This is a genomic window from Pedobacter chinensis, from assembly GCF_003339865.1.
Taxonomy (GTDB): Bacteria; Bacteroidota; Bacteroidia; order Sphingobacteriales; family Sphingobacteriaceae; genus Pedobacter; species Pedobacter chinensis.
Genome location: NZ_QPKV01000002.1, coordinates 470,000 through 486,766, shown reverse-complemented (window position 1 = coordinate 486,766; position 16,767 = coordinate 470,000). Strand labels below are relative to the sequence as shown.

The 16,767-nt window shown below is 36.5% G+C and carries 12 protein-coding genes; 4 read left to right on the top strand and 8 right to left on the bottom strand.

Going from position 1 to position 16,767, the window contains the following annotated elements; all coding sequences use genetic code 11:
• Positions 1-507: 507 nt before the first annotated feature.
• The 3 genes from dinB (at position 508) to DU508_RS03335 (ending at position 6,228) form a co-directional block, all read left to right on the top strand.
• Positions 508-1,806: a DNA polymerase IV gene (gene dinB, locus DU508_RS03345; protein WP_115401416.1), complete on the top strand. Its 1,299-nt coding sequence runs from the start codon at positions 508-510 to the stop codon at positions 1,804-1,806.
• A gap of 822 nt (positions 1,807-2,628) precedes the next feature.
• Complete coding sequence (gene dnaE, locus DU508_RS03340; RefSeq protein WP_115401415.1) at positions 2,629-5,640, top strand: DNA polymerase III subunit alpha; 3,012 nt, start codon at positions 2,629-2,631, stop codon at positions 5,638-5,640.
• A gap of 75 nt (positions 5,641-5,715) precedes the next feature.
• The gene (locus tag DU508_RS03335; RefSeq protein WP_115401414.1) at positions 5,716-6,228 is read left to right on the top strand and encodes a YdeI/OmpD-associated family protein; all 513 of its coding nucleotides are present in this window, start codon (positions 5,716-5,718) and stop codon (positions 6,226-6,228) included.
• Between the two features lie 51 nt (positions 6,229-6,279).
• Here the strand turns inward: DU508_RS03335 and DU508_RS03330 are convergent, their stop codons facing one another.
• From DU508_RS03330 to DU508_RS03295, 8 genes are all read right to left on the bottom strand, one after another.
• Positions 6,280-7,011 (bottom strand): polyprenol monophosphomannose synthase, encoded by a 732-nt coding sequence (locus DU508_RS03330; RefSeq protein WP_115401413.1) that lies wholly within the window; start codon positions 7,009-7,011, stop codon positions 6,280-6,282.
• A 127-nt stretch (positions 7,012-7,138) separates the two neighbouring features.
• Positions 7,139-8,641 (bottom strand): peptide MFS transporter, encoded by a 1,503-nt coding sequence (locus tag DU508_RS03325; RefSeq protein WP_115401412.1) that lies wholly within the window; start codon positions 8,639-8,641, stop codon positions 7,139-7,141.
• Between the two features lies 1 nt (position 8,642).
• Positions 8,643-10,412, bottom strand: a complete 1,770-nt coding sequence (locus tag DU508_RS03320; RefSeq protein WP_115401411.1) for a peptide MFS transporter — start codon at positions 10,410-10,412, stop codon at positions 8,643-8,645.
• A gap of 145 nt (positions 10,413-10,557) precedes the next feature.
• A complete protein-coding gene (locus DU508_RS03315; protein WP_115401410.1) occupies positions 10,558-11,454 on the bottom strand; it encodes a hypothetical protein in 897 nt (298 codons plus the stop codon).
• A gap of 151 nt (positions 11,455-11,605) precedes the next feature.
• Entirely contained in the window at positions 11,606-12,781 is a 1,176-nt protein-coding gene (locus DU508_RS03310) for an acetyl-CoA C-acyltransferase (RefSeq protein WP_115401409.1), read from the bottom strand.
• A 200-nt stretch (positions 12,782-12,981) separates the two neighbouring features.
• Positions 12,982-13,149 (bottom strand): ribbon-helix-helix domain-containing protein, encoded by a 168-nt coding sequence (locus tag DU508_RS03305; protein WP_115401408.1) that lies wholly within the window; start codon positions 13,147-13,149, stop codon positions 12,982-12,984.
• Between the two features lie 3 nt (positions 13,150-13,152).
• Entirely contained in the window at positions 13,153-13,674 is a 522-nt protein-coding gene (locus tag DU508_RS03300) for a hypothetical protein (RefSeq protein WP_115401407.1), read from the bottom strand.
• Positions 13,675-13,678: 4 nt separating this feature from the next.
• Complete coding sequence (locus tag DU508_RS03295) at positions 13,679-14,536, bottom strand: SPFH domain-containing protein (RefSeq protein WP_115401406.1); 858 nt, start codon at positions 14,534-14,536, stop codon at positions 13,679-13,681.
• Positions 14,537-14,654: 118 nt separating this feature from the next.
• On the opposite strand from DU508_RS03295, the gene DU508_RS03290 reads away from it, so the two are divergent.
• Positions 14,655-16,733, top strand: a complete 2,079-nt coding sequence (locus tag DU508_RS03290; protein ID WP_394341365.1) for an HD family phosphohydrolase — start codon at positions 14,655-14,657, stop codon at positions 16,731-16,733.
• Positions 16,734-16,767 lie beyond the last annotated feature (34 nt).

Sequence of the window (16,767 nt, the reverse complement as noted above, 5' to 3'; positions counted from 1 at the left end):
TGGCTGAAGGTTTTTTATTTCGCTTTCTAAATCGAAGTTTCCAAAGCGCAGCCATTGAATGAATAACCCGAAGTTTAATTGAGGAAATTGAAGAACCGAATCCAAAATTGTTAAACAATAATTGTAAATTAAGGTTATAACGGTAGTAATTAATTTTTTTAGTGGGTGCCCCGGTGGAAATGCCAGGGCATTTTTTTTGCTAATCTATATTAGTTCTTCTTGTTTTGTTGTTCCCATTTATTCTGAACTTATTTCATCAATTCGGTTAACAGCATTCCTATAAATGAGGCTACCCGTTATTTCAGGGCTTTTCTTCCTTAAACTTACTTCTCTACTTATTCAAATAATTGATCTAATGAGAGATCAGAATTAATTCTTCTTTTTTTTGTCTAATATAATTAGTTTTTTTTAAGAAAAAAGTTTGAATTTCTGTTTTTATTACTATTAATATTAGTATTTTTGACTAATGAAATACAGCTTAATGGCAAATTGATCATGATTAACTGAATGACAGATAAGGAAAAACATATTATTCACATGGATCAGGATGCTTTTTTCGTATCGGTAGAACTACGGAAAAACCCAGATTTAATTGGTAAACCTATAATTGTTGGTGGTAATGCCGATCGTGGAGTGGTAACCTCGTGTAGCTACGAAGCCCGTAAATTTGGCGTACATGCAGCAATGCCTGGTAGGATGGCGAAACAACTGTGTCCGCAGGCCATATTTGTGCGTGGTAGTATGGATGAATATTCAAAGGCCTCGCAGGAAATTACCGAAATTATAGTTAATCGCGTCCCCTTATTTGAAAAAGCAAGCATTGATGAGCATTATATCGATATGACTGGAATGGATAAATTTTTTGGTTGTATGAAGTTTGCCTCTGAATTAAGGCAAACCATAATTAAAGAAACAGGATTACCCATTTCTTTTGGCTTGTCGGTAAATAAAACTGTCGCCAAAATAGGAACCAATGAATGTAAACCTAATGGACAAAAGGAGGTTCCTTTTCCCGAGGTCCGACCGTTTTTAAATCCATTGGCTATACATAAAATACCAGGTATTGGTAATGCAACTTATAAAAAGCTAAGTGAAATGGGAGTACGTAAAATTCAGACATTAGCTGAAATTCCTCAGGATTTGATGTTTAAAATTTTGGGACAACATGGTTTGGGCCTTTGGCAAAAAGCAAACGGGATAGATTTATCGCCTGTAGTTCCTTATCGTGAAAGAAAATCGATCGGTACACAAACTACTTTTGAGAGCGATAGTATGGATATTTCCAGCATGAAAGCCATTTTGAGTGGGATGGTTACCAATTTGACATACGAACTTCGGAGTCAGCAAAAATTAACGGCATGTATTACAGTTACCATTCGTTATTCGAACTTCGAAACGGTAACCCAACAAGCCCGGATTCCTTACACTGCACTGGATTCTTTCTTGATTGCTAAAGCACATGATTTGTTCAAAAGACTTTATACCAAGCGTATGTTATTACGGTTAATTGGTGTAAAACTTTCGCATTTGGTAAATGGGTATGAACAAATTGGTTTGTACCATACTTCGGAAGAAGAATACGATTTATATCAGGCAATGGATAAGGTAAGAGATCATTACGGTGTAGAATCGGTGGTAAAAGCCTGTATCGTTAAACGACCGGAAAGGGATAAAAATGGAAAAGTAATTAAATATAATCCGCGAAAAATAAAAGGAGAGGAGCACAAAACTGAAGAGGAAAGGAAAAGATCGAGAATTCGGACTTTTATCAATTCTGATTTAGGTACAGCGACGAAATTGGATTAGAGAATAGTTTGAATTGGTTAGTAGTTTGAATTGGTTAGTTGGTTGAATTGGTAAATTGGTTAATCGTTTAAACTGGTAAACTGGTAAACTGGTTAATTGGTTAATTGTTTGAATTGGTTAAAGCGATCAGCATAGCGCGGTGGCCATAGCGGAAAGGGCACAACCTGGCGTTAACAGACGTTTGGTTAGCGCGGTGGTCAGGCTTTGACTAAAACGGTCGTTATGCTGAATTTATTTCAGCAACTTTCCTGCTATTACGGTGCTGAATCATGTTCAGTATTACATGATGTTATGGCAAGGCGGCTATAATACGTTGGCACAAGTGTTTGGCTAAAACGGTCGTCATGCTGAATTTATTTCAGCATCTTTCCTGCTATTAGGGTGCCAAACCGCATTTAGTATGACGTGATTGTTATGGCGAGGCGGCTATAATACGTTGGTAAAAAGTGTTTGGCTAAAACGGTCGCCATGCTGAATTTATTTCAGCAACTTTCCTGCTATTAGGGTGCTGAACCATGTTCAGTATTACATGATGTTATGGCAAGGCGGCTATAGTACGTTGGCAACAAGTGCTTGACTAAAACGGTCGTCATGCTGAATTTATGTCAGCAACTTTCCTGCTATTAACGTGCTGAACTTGTTTTACAAGATAGAGTTTTGTTTTTAATGATTTTGTAGCCACTTCGTGGTCAGCACCTTTCCAGTTAAGTTAACGACGTTTGGATTCCATCTGAAATAACGGGATTGAGGGTAAGTAAACACTAATGTCTACGCAGGATAAGAAATCATTCATCATTCATAAAGAGAAAATAAACATACCAAATGTTTCTTAATGTACACTCTTCATATAGCCTGAAATACGGAACGATGGACATCCCGGCAATCGTTTCAAATGCCCGTGCTTTAGGGATTCATCAAATGGTTTTAACCGATATTAATAACTCTACAGGAGCAATAGAGTTTATAAGGGAATGCTTAAAACAAGGAGTAACAAAAGAACCCGATGAGGTTCAAAAGGGTAATATTCCGTATTATATAAAACCTGTTGCAGGTATCGAATTTCGAAAAGACAATCAACCCTTATACATTGGCATTGCTAAAAGTAAAGAAGGGATGAGAGAACTGAATGAGTTTTTAAGTGCTCACAACATTGAAGATATTCCCTTACCAAGCGATGCGCCTGTTTTCAAAAATGCTTTTATTATTTATCCTTTCACTAAAATCTTCAACCGGGTTTTAAAACCAAATGAATTTGTAGGCATAAGAAGTAATCAAATAAATTACTTGTTCAAACATCCTTTACTTCAGCAAAAAGAAAAGCTTGTGGTTTGGCATCCTGTTACCATAGGTAATAAAGTGGAGCATCGTCTGCACGAATATTTACGAGCCATAGAATTGAACACCCTTTTAAGTATGGTTCCCGAAGAATCGAAATGTGCTAAAGATGAATGTTTAATTCCTGAGGAAGAGTTGAAAATCAAGTTCGAAACATTTCCTTTTATTGTTGAAAATACTCAAAAGTTAATTGATGCTTGTGATTTAAGCATATATTTTGAGCCTGAGTTAAAATCCAAAAACAGGTATTCATATTGTAAAGAGGGTGAAGAACTTGATAAGTTGTTACTTAGAAGAATTGCATACAAAGGCTTGGAATACCGGTATGGAAAAAACAATCCCGTTGCATTGGAGCGGATGGAAAAGGAGTTGCGGATTATTGAATTAAAGAATTATTGTGCTTATTTTTTAATCACTTTCGATATTGTTCGTTACGCAATAAGTAAGTGTAAATTTTATCATGTTGGCCGGGGTTCAGGAGCCAATAGTATTGTTGCATACTGTATGCGTATTACAGATGTTGACCCCATTGACCTCGACCTTTACTTTGAACGCTTCTTGCATGAGAAACGAACAAGTCCGCCTGATTTTGATATTGATTTTGCCTGGGATGAAAGGAAAACCATTCAGGAATATATCTTTAAAAAATATCCTAAAAGGCACGTTGCTTTCTTAGGAACGATGAGCACTTATAAAGACCGGGCAATTATTCGGGAAATAGGGAAAGTTTTGGGCTTGCCGAAAGTAGAAATTGATGGTTTTACTGATCCTGCAAGAGAGCGGGAAAACCAGCAAAATGCCACCTATCAAAAGCTCATTGCTGTACATCAGCACCTGAAAAGTAAACCTAATCAGCGTTCTATTCATGCTGGAGGAATTCTTATTTCTCAAGAACCTATAACTTATTACACTGCTTTAGATATGCCACCAAAGGGATTTCCAACGGTACAATGGGATATGTATGAAGCAGAAGCCATTGGTTATGAAAAGTTCGATATTTTAAGCCAGCGTGGTATTGGCCATATTCGCGAGGCAGTACAAATCATTAAGCAAAATTGTGATTGTGATATCGATATTCACGATTTCAAGACTTTCAAAAACGACCCCAAACTCAACGGTATTTTGAGGGCAGGCCAGCCGATAGGTTGTTTTTATATTGAATCGCCAGCCATGCGTCAGTTGTTGAAAAAGCTGAAATGTGAAGATTACCTTACTCTGGTGGCCGCAAGTTCTATTATTCGGCCAGGGGTGGCAAGTTCCGGAATGATGAAGTCTTTTATTGAACGCTACCATGCCCCGGATCAGGTAGTGTATTTATGTAAAGAAATGGAAGAACAACTGAAAGACACTTATGGCGTAATGGTATATCAGGAAGACGTAATTAAGGTTTGCCATTATTTTGCTGGTTTGGATTTAGCTGATGCAGATATTTTGCGTAAGGCCATGAGCGGAAAATACCGGTCGAAACTTGCTTTTGAAGAACTGGTTAATAAATTTTTTATTTCTGCCCGTAAGCAGGGGCATTCGGAAAAATTAATTACCGAAGTTTGGCGTCAAATCTCCTCATTTGCAGGTTATAGTTTTTCAAAAGCACATTCTGCATCTTTTGCAGTAGAAAGCTATCAAAGTTTATATCTTAAAACCTATTATCCCAAAGAGTTTATGGTTGCCGTTTTAAATAATTACGGTGGTTTTTACAGTCGTTGGGTTTATGTGCATGAACTTCAAAAAACCGGAGCAAAGGTTCACTTGCCTTGCGTAAATCATAGTGATGAAGTGGTAAATATAAATGGTAATGATGCTTATTTAGGGTTTATTGGTATACAAGGCCTGGAAAGCAAATTTATTGAAACTATTCCCCGTGAACGTAGGTTGAATGGGTTTTTTAAAGATCTGGAAGAATTTGTAAAACGTACGCAAATCACTTTAGATCAGGCAATTTTATTGATCAGGTTAGGTGCTTTGAGATTTACAGGTAAGGATAAAAAGACATTGCTTTGGGATATTTATAATTACCTGGGGCATAAACAGAAAAAAATAAACGCCACTGAATTATTTAATCTCGAACATAAACAATATGTGTTGCCAGAACTCGAAAACTCAGAACTTGAAGATGCTTATACTGAACTGGAGTTACTGGGCTATCCTTTAAATTTTAACATGTTCGATTTTTTAAAAACCAGCTATCGTGGCAATGTAATGGCTGCCGATATGCATAAACACATTGGCCAAACGGTAAAAATGGTTGGTAACTATGTTTGCGAAAAAACAGTTCATACGATTAAAAGTACTAAAATGTGGTTTGGTACCTTTTTAGATGCCAATGGCGATTTTTTTGACACCACACATTTCCCCGATACGACTCCGATCTATCCTTTTAAAGGAAAAGGATGTTATTTGATTTTAGGCAAAATAGTTGAGGATTTTGGTTTTCAAAGTGTAGAAGTTTTAAAGTTTGCCAAACTGGATATACATATGAATCCGGTGGCAGTTGAATAAATGAGCCAATTAACTGGTCTGTTCGGCTCATGATTTAGTTGTTTTATGAGCCGAATAAATATTATATTTTTATTTATGATTCACTTTAATGCAGAAATAGAACGGTTTGAACAAATGGGCGAAAAAACAGGTTGGAGTTATGTTTTTATTCCGGCAGCAATCGCTAATGATATCAAACCTGATTGCAAAGTATCATTCAGGGTAAAAGGGAAAATTGATCATGTTGAAATTGGCGGCATGGCCACCATTCCGATGGGAGCAGGTGATTTCATTATTGCATTAAAAGCAGAGCTTCGTAAAAAGTTAAAGAAAGAAGCGGGTGCAAAGGTAGAATTATGGCTGGAAGAAGATAAAGATTTTAAGATCGAAATGCCTGAGGATTTAGAAATCTGTTTAACTGAAGAAGAGCATTTGTTAACTTGTTTTCTCCAGCAACCGAAATCTCATCAGAATTATTTCATCAAGTGGATTAATGAGGCTAAAACTGAAGCCACAAGAACTAAACGACTGGCCATGACCGTAACAGCAATGGAAAAACTGCAAGACTTTGGTGCGATGATACGGGAAAGTCAGGGTAAGAAGTCTTGAGTCTAAAGTCGTTAGTCATTATTTTAGTAATGAACAAATGACTAATGAACCTTATTCCCGTTTATAATCCCTGAACCAACTGCTCACTTTCATTTGAATGACACCTAAAAAAGCCTCTCTGAAAATTTTGGTGCTCATTTTAGAAGTCCCTTCCGTTCTATCTGTAAATATAATCGGCACTTCTACTACCTTGAATCCAAATTTAATCGCTGTAAACTTCATTTCGATTTGAAAGGCGTAACCCACAAATCTGATCTTATTTAAAGGAATGGTTTCCAATACAGTCCTTCTGTAACATTTAAAGCCGGCAGTAGCATCCTTAATGTTTATTCTTGTGATGAAACGAACATACATAGAAGCAAAATAAGACATTAAAACCCTGCCCATTGGCCAGTTTACAACGTTAACGCCTCTAACATATCTGGATCCGATTGCTACATCAGCGCCATTTACGCAAGCTTCGCGTAATCGGGCAAGATCATCAGGATTGTGAGAAAAATCGGCATCCATTTCAAATATATAAGCATATTCTCTCTGCAAAGCCCAGTTGAATCCATAAATGTAAGCTGTGCCCAAACCCTGTTTACCGGCACGTTCTTCAATAAACAAATGGCCATTGTATTCTTGCTGAAGAGTTTTTACAATTTCAGCCGTCCCATCTGGTGATCCATCATCAATGATTAAAACATGAAAAGCCTGAGGTAAAGAAAATACCTTACGAATAATCTTTTCAATGTTTTCCTTCTCGTTGTAGGTGGGAATAATAACTAAACTGTCTGACACTTATTGTGGTTTTAATATTTTAGATCTTAAGCTTTAGCCTTTCACTTTCTAAGGGGCGAAAGTAAATATTAAATATGAAAAAACCCGTATTAACTAAGTCAATACAGGTTAAATCTTGTTAAATGTTTTATCTAACCTCGTGCATTAATTTTTTAATTAATTGTGAAAAGACAATTAAAGCTAATCCGGCAATTAAGGAATATAAAGCAAGTGATTTATACCCTTCAGTATAAGCAATCAATTTAGTTGGCAAAGTTGCATTGTCAATGCTCGACATTTCTGCGCCTAATTTACCAGCCGCCAATTGCCCGAAAGCACTAAATAAAAACCACAATCCCATCATCATGCCAAACATTTTCTTTGGAGAAAGCTTGGTAATAATTGACATTCCTATTGGACCAATGCACAATTCGCCAAGAGTGAGCAGTAAATAAGCAAAAGTAAAAACATTTAAAGAACTGATGCCTTGTTCATTTGCAAAGAATCTTGTTGCATAAAAAACGTAAAAGCTTGCAGCCAATAACACAAAACCCAAACCAAATTTTACTACGGTATTAGGTTCGATTTTACGTTTGTATAAGCCCAGCCATAAAATACCAACAATAGGACTAAACACAATAACGAAAAATGAATTTACACTATTGTTAATCACATTAGGGTCGACATTAAAAAAGAGCAGATTATGATTTAAATTATCTTTCGCAAATAACGATAATGAACCGCCGCTTTGCTCAGAAATTGCCATGAAAATGAAATAGCAAAAGATAAATACAAAAGCAGCTAATAATTTATATTGAGCTGTTTTATCTTTGATTTTGATGGTTTCATAAAAGAAATAAACCAAAGCAATTATGCCGATTGTGTACATGAAGTAGTCGGTAAACGCAGTATTTCTAACCATGATAAAAATCAAAGGGATACAAAATAATGAGCCTGCATAAACCACTATTTCGTAAGCTGTTCTTTTGGCTTTTTCTAAATGAAGAAGCGGAGAATTACCAATCGGGCCTAAGTATTTTTTGGTAAAAATAAAAGTACCTAAACCAAATGTCATGACTAAAGCTGCCGAAAGGAAGCATAAATGCCACGAAACATATTTACCCAGGTAAATACACATGGCGCCACCTAAAAGACCGCCAACATTAATTCCTGCATAGAAAAGGCCATAACCTGCATCTCTTCTATTGTCTTTTTCGTGATAAAGTTCTCCAACCATTGATGAAATATTGGGTTTGAAAAAACCTGTGCCAATGATGGATAAGGTAATGCCCACATAAAATAAATCATGTGGTGAAAAGGCAAGAATCAGGTTTCCGATAATCATTAAGGAGCCACCCCAGAACAGAGATTTTCTGAACCCTAAAATTTTATCGGCAAATATTCCACCTATAAAAGTAAAAGCATAAACGAAGGCCTGAATAGCGCCATATTGCAGGTTTGATTTTTGATCAGTTAAACCTAACTGATCGACCATAAAGAAAGCCAAAACGCCACGCATTCCGTAAAAACAGAATCGTTCCCACATTTCTACTAATGATAAATGCCAAAGTTGTTTAGGGTATTTACCTTCAAAATTTTGAATGGCTTCTAAGGTTTCTATAGAAGGTGTTTTTTCTGTAGCTATCTGCATGTTATTTTACCCCGTGCATTAGTTTTTTGATGATAGGAGTGAGGAGCATAATGAAAATGCCCAATCCTACTGGTATCAATGTGAATATCAAAAAGAATGTTGACATGGAATATTGAGCTGTAATTTTATCAATCATTCCACCCATGGTGCCAGCAATTTTATTTCCAATCGCAATGGCCAAATACCATATGCCAAACATAATTCCGATCATTCGACCAGGAACCAGTTTAGAAACATATGATAAGCCTACCGGAGAGATGAATAACTCTCCCATGGTGTGAAAGAAATAAGCCAGGATAAGCCAGATCATGCTCACTGATGCAACTTTTGCTCCTGAAGGAATGGTACTTGATCCATAAGCCAAAGCAGCAAAACCTATTCCCAATAAAATCATTCCTAAACCATTTTTAACGGTTGCTGTAGGATTGAATTTGCTTTCCCAAAGCTTCGAAACAATTGGTGCACAAGAAATAATGAATAAAGAGTTTAATACACCAAACCATGTTGCCGGAACCTCTGCCTGAACGTCGGCATATTGGTTTTTAAGCATGTAAATTACCAATCCCCAAATGATTGCAAAACCCGTAGCCAGTATGATGTTGCCCAAAGCGAATTTGGCAAAGGTTTTTCTGAATAAACTGAAAAGTACATAAGTGATAATTACTAATGGAATCACGGTAATTAATGTATTGGCAACATTGAAAGTGATCTTTGCATTTCCTTCCAGCAATCTGGCAGTATAGTCTTTTGCAAAAATTGTCATTGAACCTCCTGCCTGTTCAAATGATGCCCAAAAGAAAATCGTAATGAAAGCAAGCACAATTACAACGATCATCTTATCTCGAAGTTGAGGCGTATATTGAGCAATTCTTTTTATCAAAATAAAAATAAATAATGTCAGTGCAACAATAATGGCAAAATTATCTCCCGTTAAAGCACCAACATTAAAGTTGAACACGGTAGAGCCTGTAATTTTAGAGACTGGATCATTGATAATCCAAACCAGGCCAACAATTGAAATTAAAGCGATCAGAACGATGTCAAATATAGAGAAGGGATTTTTCTTAGCTTCAGCCGGATCTTCATCCTCGTCAACTACAACATTGTTTTTCTCAGGTTTTAACCCAATAGAGCCAAAAATATTTTTCGTGAAGTAGAATTGAAGCATTCCAACAAACATGAAAATACCTGCCAGGCCAAAACCATAGCTCCATCCCCAGTTTGGATTTTCGCCAATATAACCACATAATAACATGCCCAAAAATGCTCCTGAGTTAACACCCATGTAAAAAATAGTGTATGCGCCATCTTTTTTCTGAGGATGTTTTTTGTACATGTGCGACAAAATCGAAGTCATGTTTGGTTTAAAAAAGCCATTCCCTGTTACCAAAAGGCATAAACCTAAATACATGAAAATCGGATTGAATTCAAGAGCCATCGATAAGTGACCAAGAGTCATTAATAGTGCACCAAGGATGACCGCCCAGCGATAACCGATAAATCTGTCGGCAATAAAACCACCTAAAATTGGTGTTAAGTATGCTAAAGATGTATAAGAACCATAAATAGCAAGTGCATGTTCTCTAGGCCATCCCCATCCAGGATTGTCACCAAACATTGATGAGGTCAAAAATAAAACGAGCAGTGCCCGCATGCCGTAGTACGAAAATCTTTCCCACATCTCTGTAAAAAAAAGCACGAATAATCCTGCCGGATGACCCAATACTTTGCTACTAAAGAAATCGTCTTTGGTTTCAATCGATGTTTGCATAAAACATTTGTTGGTTTTAGTTTATGAATTCAGAATTTGTGTGTAGTTTAAGCTAGTTTGCAGGGCGCAATATAGGCAGTGAATGGCAAACTCACAAATTTTTAGTGCGGTGGAAGCGTAATGATTTGTTAAGAATTGTTAAATGCTAAAATTTTCTGATGGGTTTAACATTTTTCTTAGGGTCTGCATAAAGCTCATCAGTGGCATTCGGATCATTATTCAGTTCTAAGCCTTCCTGAAGCTTTAATTTTCCTCCGATAATTTTGAAACCATCAAAAGTTCCATCCGATCCATAAAATTCGAATCTTCCAACCATTTCCGGATCAAAAGGAGCAATATGATCAAAAACAATCATTCCCGCTTTTTTATCTGTTTTAAGAAACATGGCGTTCGATTTGGTGTATTCAAAAATCAGTCTGTTCTTTCCTTTAAGTTCTTTGCCATCGAAAACAGGAGCACCGAATGTCAAATTATCTTTATTAAAAGAAAGAATTTCAATCACTTTTTTTGTGGTGCTTTGATTGTTTCCTTTCCATCCTAATAAAACATAATAGGGAAGGTGATTGCCACTGGTAACAGGAATGATCTCATAATAACGGGCACCAAACCATTTTTGATTATCGGTAATGATGTTTGGATCATTCATGTTTTCGGTTTGATCTATCAAAGGGAAAAGTTTTAAAGGCCCATTATTCGTGTTCATTTGAATTGCTCCATAATAGCGATAGGTGCCATTTTCCAATTGTAAGTACCAGCTTAATATCCTGAAAGCCTGATCTGGAGATTTGATTACCGATACATTCTTTAATGAATCGAATGGATAGTTGAAGGAATTTGGAGTTTTTAAGGCATCAACCAGGGTTTTAACAAACCTGCCATTAATGCTAAGCTTGCTTTCATCAAAAGCTTCTGCATGAGCAGCATTGGAAATTTTAATCAGTGTATCCTGAAAAATTTCAAGTTTCTGTATGTTTTGCTGAGCTTTGGTATTAAAACCAGCCAGCATTACGATTAATAAAATATATAATCTTTTAAATTTCATTTGTGAATAATGATGAGGCTGTTTATAAAGTATGCTTCTTCGTCGTCCCTAACCTGATTGAAGATCTTAAAGCGATGTTAATGCTGCCATTAATGGATTTCCATTTTCGCAGGGCTGACGAAGAAAGAAACTTTCGGACAACCTCATGCTGTTATAGTTTTTCTATTACGATTGCACTCGCGCCACCGCCACCATTGCATATTCCAGCAACGCCTATTTTTCCTTCATTTTGTTCAAGAACCGAGATCAGCGTTACCATAATCCTCGCTCCTGAAGCGCCCAGCGGATGACCTAGCGATACGGCGCCTCCATTAACATTAACCTGATCATCTGATAGGTTTAACAACTGATTGTTTGCTATTGAAACCACAGAAAAAGCCTCATTAATCTCAAAGTAATCAACATTTTTGATGTCGATGTTAGCCTTATGTAACGCTAGCGGAATAGCTTTCGAAGGTGCCGTTGTAAACCATTCTGGTGCTTGTTGCGCATCGGCATAACCTAAAATTTTAGCTATTGGCTTAATTCCAAGCGCTTTTGCTTTTTCAGCACTCATTAAAACCAATGCTGCAGCACCATCATTAAGGGTTGATGCATTTGCAGCTGTAACTGTTCCGTCTTTTTTAAATACCGGTTTTAAGCCTGGTATTTTTTCAAATTTAACTGCGGCCGGCTCATCATCCGTATCAATTACAGAAACTTCACCCTTTTTATCCTTAACCTCTATTGAAGTGATTTCTCCTGCAAATTTTCCGGCAGTTTGTGCTGATTGAGCCCTTTTGTATGATTCTATGGCAAAATTATCCTGCTCCTCACGACTGATACTGCATTCAACAGCGCAAAGTTCTGCGGCCGAACCCATGTGATAATCATTGTAAACATCCCAAAGCCCATCTTTTATCAGGCCATCTGTAACCTGCCCATGTCCTAAACGGTATCCATTTCTGGCTTTGTCTAAATAGTAGGGTACATTGCTCATGCTTTCCATTCCGCCGGCAAGCACAATGTCACTATCGCCATTGGCAATGCTTTGTGCAGCAAGCATAATTGCTTTGGTACCAGATGCACAAACTTTATTAATGGTTGTTGCAGGAAGATCTGGCAGTCCGGCATATTTAGCAGCTTGGGTGGCAGGTGCCTGTCCTAAACTGGCAGATAACACATTGCCCATATAAACTTCCTGAATATGTTCTGGCTTTAAACCAGCTTTCTCAATAGCGGCTTTAATGGCAAATCCACCTAATTGTGTAGCAGAAAATTGAGCTAATGAACCACCAAAGCTTCCAATCGGTGTTCGCGTAGCTGATACAATTACAACTTCTCTCATGAATAAATTTTTTATGATTTTTGGTTAGGCCGCTAAGTTATACATTTTTTAATATTGCAATAACGAAGATCTGGCCATTTTAGCATAGACACATATTCATTATTTCCATCGTTACCATTTTTAGGGGAATGAGTGAAAAAGCGATTTTATCGCTATGATAAAAGCATAAAAATGCCGATCTCATGATCAAATGAACGAAATTATTCTTCTTTTGCTTTTCCTTTCTTTCTCGATTTTAATGCTTGCGTAAGCAAAAACTCTATTTGACCATTTGTGCTTCTGAATTCATCAGCAGCCCAGATTTCTACTTCTTTTAATAAAGCAGGACTAATTCTCAATACAAAAGCTTTTTTATCTTTCTCAGCCATCCTTTAACTTATTGCTTGTATGTGATATCTTGTTTTTAAATTGATTAGAAATAATTCCATTTCTTCAATTTTGTTTGAACTGAACAAAAGTTTTTTCCCATCATTAAATTCAATTTGAAGGCCTTTTGATTGATCATTCAAAATATAAGCCTTGTCCCGAAAGTTGAACCAAAGCCTGTGTTTGAAGCCGTAACCACCATAATCGCCCAATGCATTAAATTTAGTAATGTAAACACTTTGAATGGAATCCCAACTGATCAACCTTAATTTGAGTATGAAAGGGAAATAACGATATGAAATTCCATTCTGGTTAATGCTCAACGTTAAAGTGCTTTTTTGAATGGCAAAAATAAGGACAAAAGGAAACAAAACGGCCCAAATGGGTGCAAAATAGATATCTTTCAGATCCTGGAAACTCATCCCGCCCTTATCGAAAAGCACAATGCAGGCTACTATAATTGCATCGGCCATAAGCAGAATATAAAGCCACCAGAGATTAAGGCGTTGTTTCTCCTCGAATTCCATGATGTTAATTGTATAATGTGCCGGTATTTACAACAGGTTGAACATGCCGATCTCCGCATAACACCACAAGCAGATTACTTACCATTGCCGCTTTTCTTTCCTCATCTAAATCAACAATGCCTTTTTGCGAAAGTTTTTCCAATGCCATTTCAACCATTCCTACTGCACCCTCAACAATTAATTTTCTAGCTGCAATAACAGCAGTTGCCTGTTGACGTTGGAGCATGGCGCTGGCAATTTCAGGGGCATAAGCCAAATGAGAAATTCTGGCTTCCAATACCTCAATCCCGGCTCTGGATAACCTTTCATTTAATTCGTTTTCGAGTAATTCACTTACTTTTTCAGCTCCATCTTTTAAAGTAATGCTATCTTCTTCGCCTTCGGCATGATCATAAGGGAAAATATTGGCCAGATGCCTGACCGCTGCTTCACTCTGAATGTTTACATATTGCGTGTAGTTTTCTACAGAAAAAACTGCCTTCGCGGTTTCATTAACTTTCCAAACAACAACGGCTGCAATTTCAATAGGATTGCCCAGTTTATCATTAACTTTTAGTTGCTGCCCGTTTAAGTTGTTGGCTTTCAATGATAATCTTCTCTTTGCAGTTAAAGGATTAACCCAGAAAAAACCATCTGCTTTCACAGTTCCCATATATTTTCCAAACAAGGTTAAAACCATCGATTGGTTAGGGTTGATGATTAGAAAACCAGGAAATATTAGAAAAATATCTACAGTTAACAGAATGCCTCCCCAAATAAAGCTTTCAGTAACAAAACAAAAAATTGCAGCACCTAAAAGCGCTAAAAATAATACAAAGGTTAAATAACCTGATGGAGGACTGATAATTTTTTCTTGATACATAATTGATATTGATTTGATATCATAAAGTAAATTAAAAAATCTGGTAATTGCAAACAAAATCAGGAAAATGTATATTAGATAAAAATGTTAATTTTGAAAGCACAATAATCTTATCGTTTTGGCCAAAATCAAGAAAAATTCGCACAAAATACTTTACCGTAAATATTCATCAAACCTGAAATATGTGATGATGATTTTTACAGTTTTCATTATTACACTTTTTCTTCCAAAGCAACCTCGTTTCAGGTATGAATTCGAAAAAAACACGGTTTGGAAAAACAAGGATCTGATTTCTCCGTTTAGCTTTGCGATTTTAAAAACCAACCCGCAGGTTAGTAATGATAAAAAAAATGCTTTAAAAAATATCCTGCCCGTTTACCAGTTCGATAAAGGGATTGCAAATAATTCACTGGAAGAATTTTCCAACGATTTTGATATTAAATGGAAATCGACACAGTTGGATGAAAAAGAAAGGGCTTTATATAAAAATGAAGCTTATAATCTTTTAAAGAGCATCTACCAGAAAGGGATTATCGGATTAAATGTTAAACACCAGGCCGGTGCTAAAAATTACGATTTTTCTTTAATGGAGAACAATGTTGCTAAAACGAAAAATACTCAGGATGTATTTACGGCAGAAACTGCATTGTTGTTTTTTAAGGAAAATTTCAAAGCCCCAAATCAGGTAATGAGCGATTTGATAACCAATTTAGCTTTAGATCACATTGTTCCTAATATTATTTTTGATGAGCGCCTAACGCAAACCATACAAGATAATACCATCAATAACATTTCTACCACAAAAGGAATGGTTCAGAAAGGGGAGTTGATCGTTTCAAAAAATGATGTGATTGATGAAGAAATCTACCAGAAACTGGAATCGTATAAAACAACTTATGATGCACAAACCAAAACAATAGGCAGCAGGGTATTGGTTTATTTAGGCCAGGTGGTGTTGGTTGGTTTCATCGTCACCATATTAATGTCTTTCCTTTTTCTATTCAGGAAAGATATTTTTGCTGATAATCGTCAGCTTTCTCTTATCTTAATCGTTACCACTGGGATGCTACTGGCCTTAACCTGGGCCATAAAAATGGAGATTCCAAGCCTCTATTACATTCCTTTTTGTGTAGTGCCCATTATCATCAGGATTTTGTTTGATACACGTTTAGCACTTTATCTGCACATGCTGGTTATTCTCATTGCGGGATTTTTCGTGGCCAATAGTTTCGAATTTGTGTTCTATCAGATAACTGCCGGGATGGTTGCCATTTTCAGTATCAAAAATTTCGTAAAAAGAGAGCGTTTTCTCGTTTCGGCGCTGTTTATACTATTAGCTTATTTTGTTTCTTTTGTGGGCATTGCTTTACTGCGCGAAGGTTCTTTTAGAGAAATTGAATGGATTAATTTTGTGCCTTTTGTATTTAGTGTACTGCTTTCGCTTTTAGCATACCCACTTATTTATCTTTTTGAACGAATTTTTGGTATCACATCCGATGTAGCTTTAATTGAATTAACCAATACCAATAATAAATTGCTCAGAGAACTGGCTTTTAAAGCTCCCGGAACATTTCAGCATTCCTTACAGGTTGCAAATTTGGCAGAGGCCGCCATTTTTAAAATTGGCGGAAACTCTGTTTTGGTTAGGGCGGGAGCATTGTACCATGATATTGGAAAGGTTGATAACCCTCAATATTTTATCGAGAATCAAAATACAGCCGTAAGTCCGCATGATAAACTGCCGTATGAACAAAGTGCGCAAATCATCATTCAGCATGTGCATAAAGGAATTGAGATCTTAAGAAAAAATCAAATCCCTGAAGCCATTATTGATTTTATCCGTACCCATCATGGAAATACCCGGGTTGATTATTTTTATCAGTCATTTTTGAAAAATACCCCTGAAAAATTTGTCGATGAGAATATTTTTCGATATCCGGGACCTATTCCTTTTAGTAAAGAACAAGGGGTGTTAATGCTGGCAGATTCTGTAGAAGCGGCCTCAAGAAGTCTGAAAAATCCCGATGCTCAGAATATAAATGACATCGTTGAACGCATCATTAACTATAAATTGGAGCAAAATCAGTTAGATGATTGCGATTTAACATTAAAAGATATTGAAACTATCAAATTGATTTTCAAGACAATGCTGATGAGTATCTATCATGTGCGAATAGATTATCAACAAGTTTTGTAATTTTTTTTTGTAGAATAGGTTGTTTTACTATATT

What these genes read in the sequence shown, in the direction of transcription:
- dinB (WP_115401416.1), top strand. Translation starts at nt 508, where the DNA reads ATGACAGATAAGGAAAAACATATTATTCACATGGATCAGGATGCTTTT.
- dnaE (WP_115401415.1), top strand. Translation starts at nt 2,629, where the DNA reads ATGTTTCTTAATGTACACTCTTCATATAGCCTGAAATACGGAACGATG.
- DU508_RS03335 (WP_115401414.1), top strand. Translation starts at nt 5,716, where the DNA reads ATGATTCACTTTAATGCAGAAATAGAACGGTTTGAACAAATGGGCGAA.
- DU508_RS03325 (WP_115401412.1), bottom strand. Translation starts at nt 8,641, where the DNA reads ATGCAGATAGCTACAGAAAAAACACCTTCTATAGAAACCTTAGAAGCC.
- DU508_RS03320 (WP_115401411.1), bottom strand. Translation starts at nt 10,412, where the DNA reads ATGCAAACATCGATTGAAACCAAAGACGATTTCTTTAGTAGCAAAGTA.
- DU508_RS03315 (WP_115401410.1), bottom strand. Translation starts at nt 11,454, where the DNA reads ATGAAATTTAAAAGATTATATATTTTATTAATCGTAATGCTGGCTGGT.
- DU508_RS03310 (WP_115401409.1), bottom strand. Translation starts at nt 12,781, where the DNA reads ATGAGAGAAGTTGTAATTGTATCAGCTACGCGAACACCGATTGGAAGC.
- DU508_RS03305 (WP_115401408.1), bottom strand. Translation starts at nt 13,149, where the DNA reads ATGGCTGAGAAAGATAAAAAAGCTTTTGTATTGAGAATTAGTCCTGCT.
- DU508_RS03300 (WP_115401407.1), bottom strand. Translation starts at nt 13,674, where the DNA reads ATGGAATTCGAGGAGAAACAACGCCTTAATCTCTGGTGGCTTTATATT.
- DU508_RS03295 (WP_115401406.1), bottom strand. Translation starts at nt 14,536, where the DNA reads ATGTATCAAGAAAAAATTATCAGTCCTCCATCAGGTTATTTAACCTTT.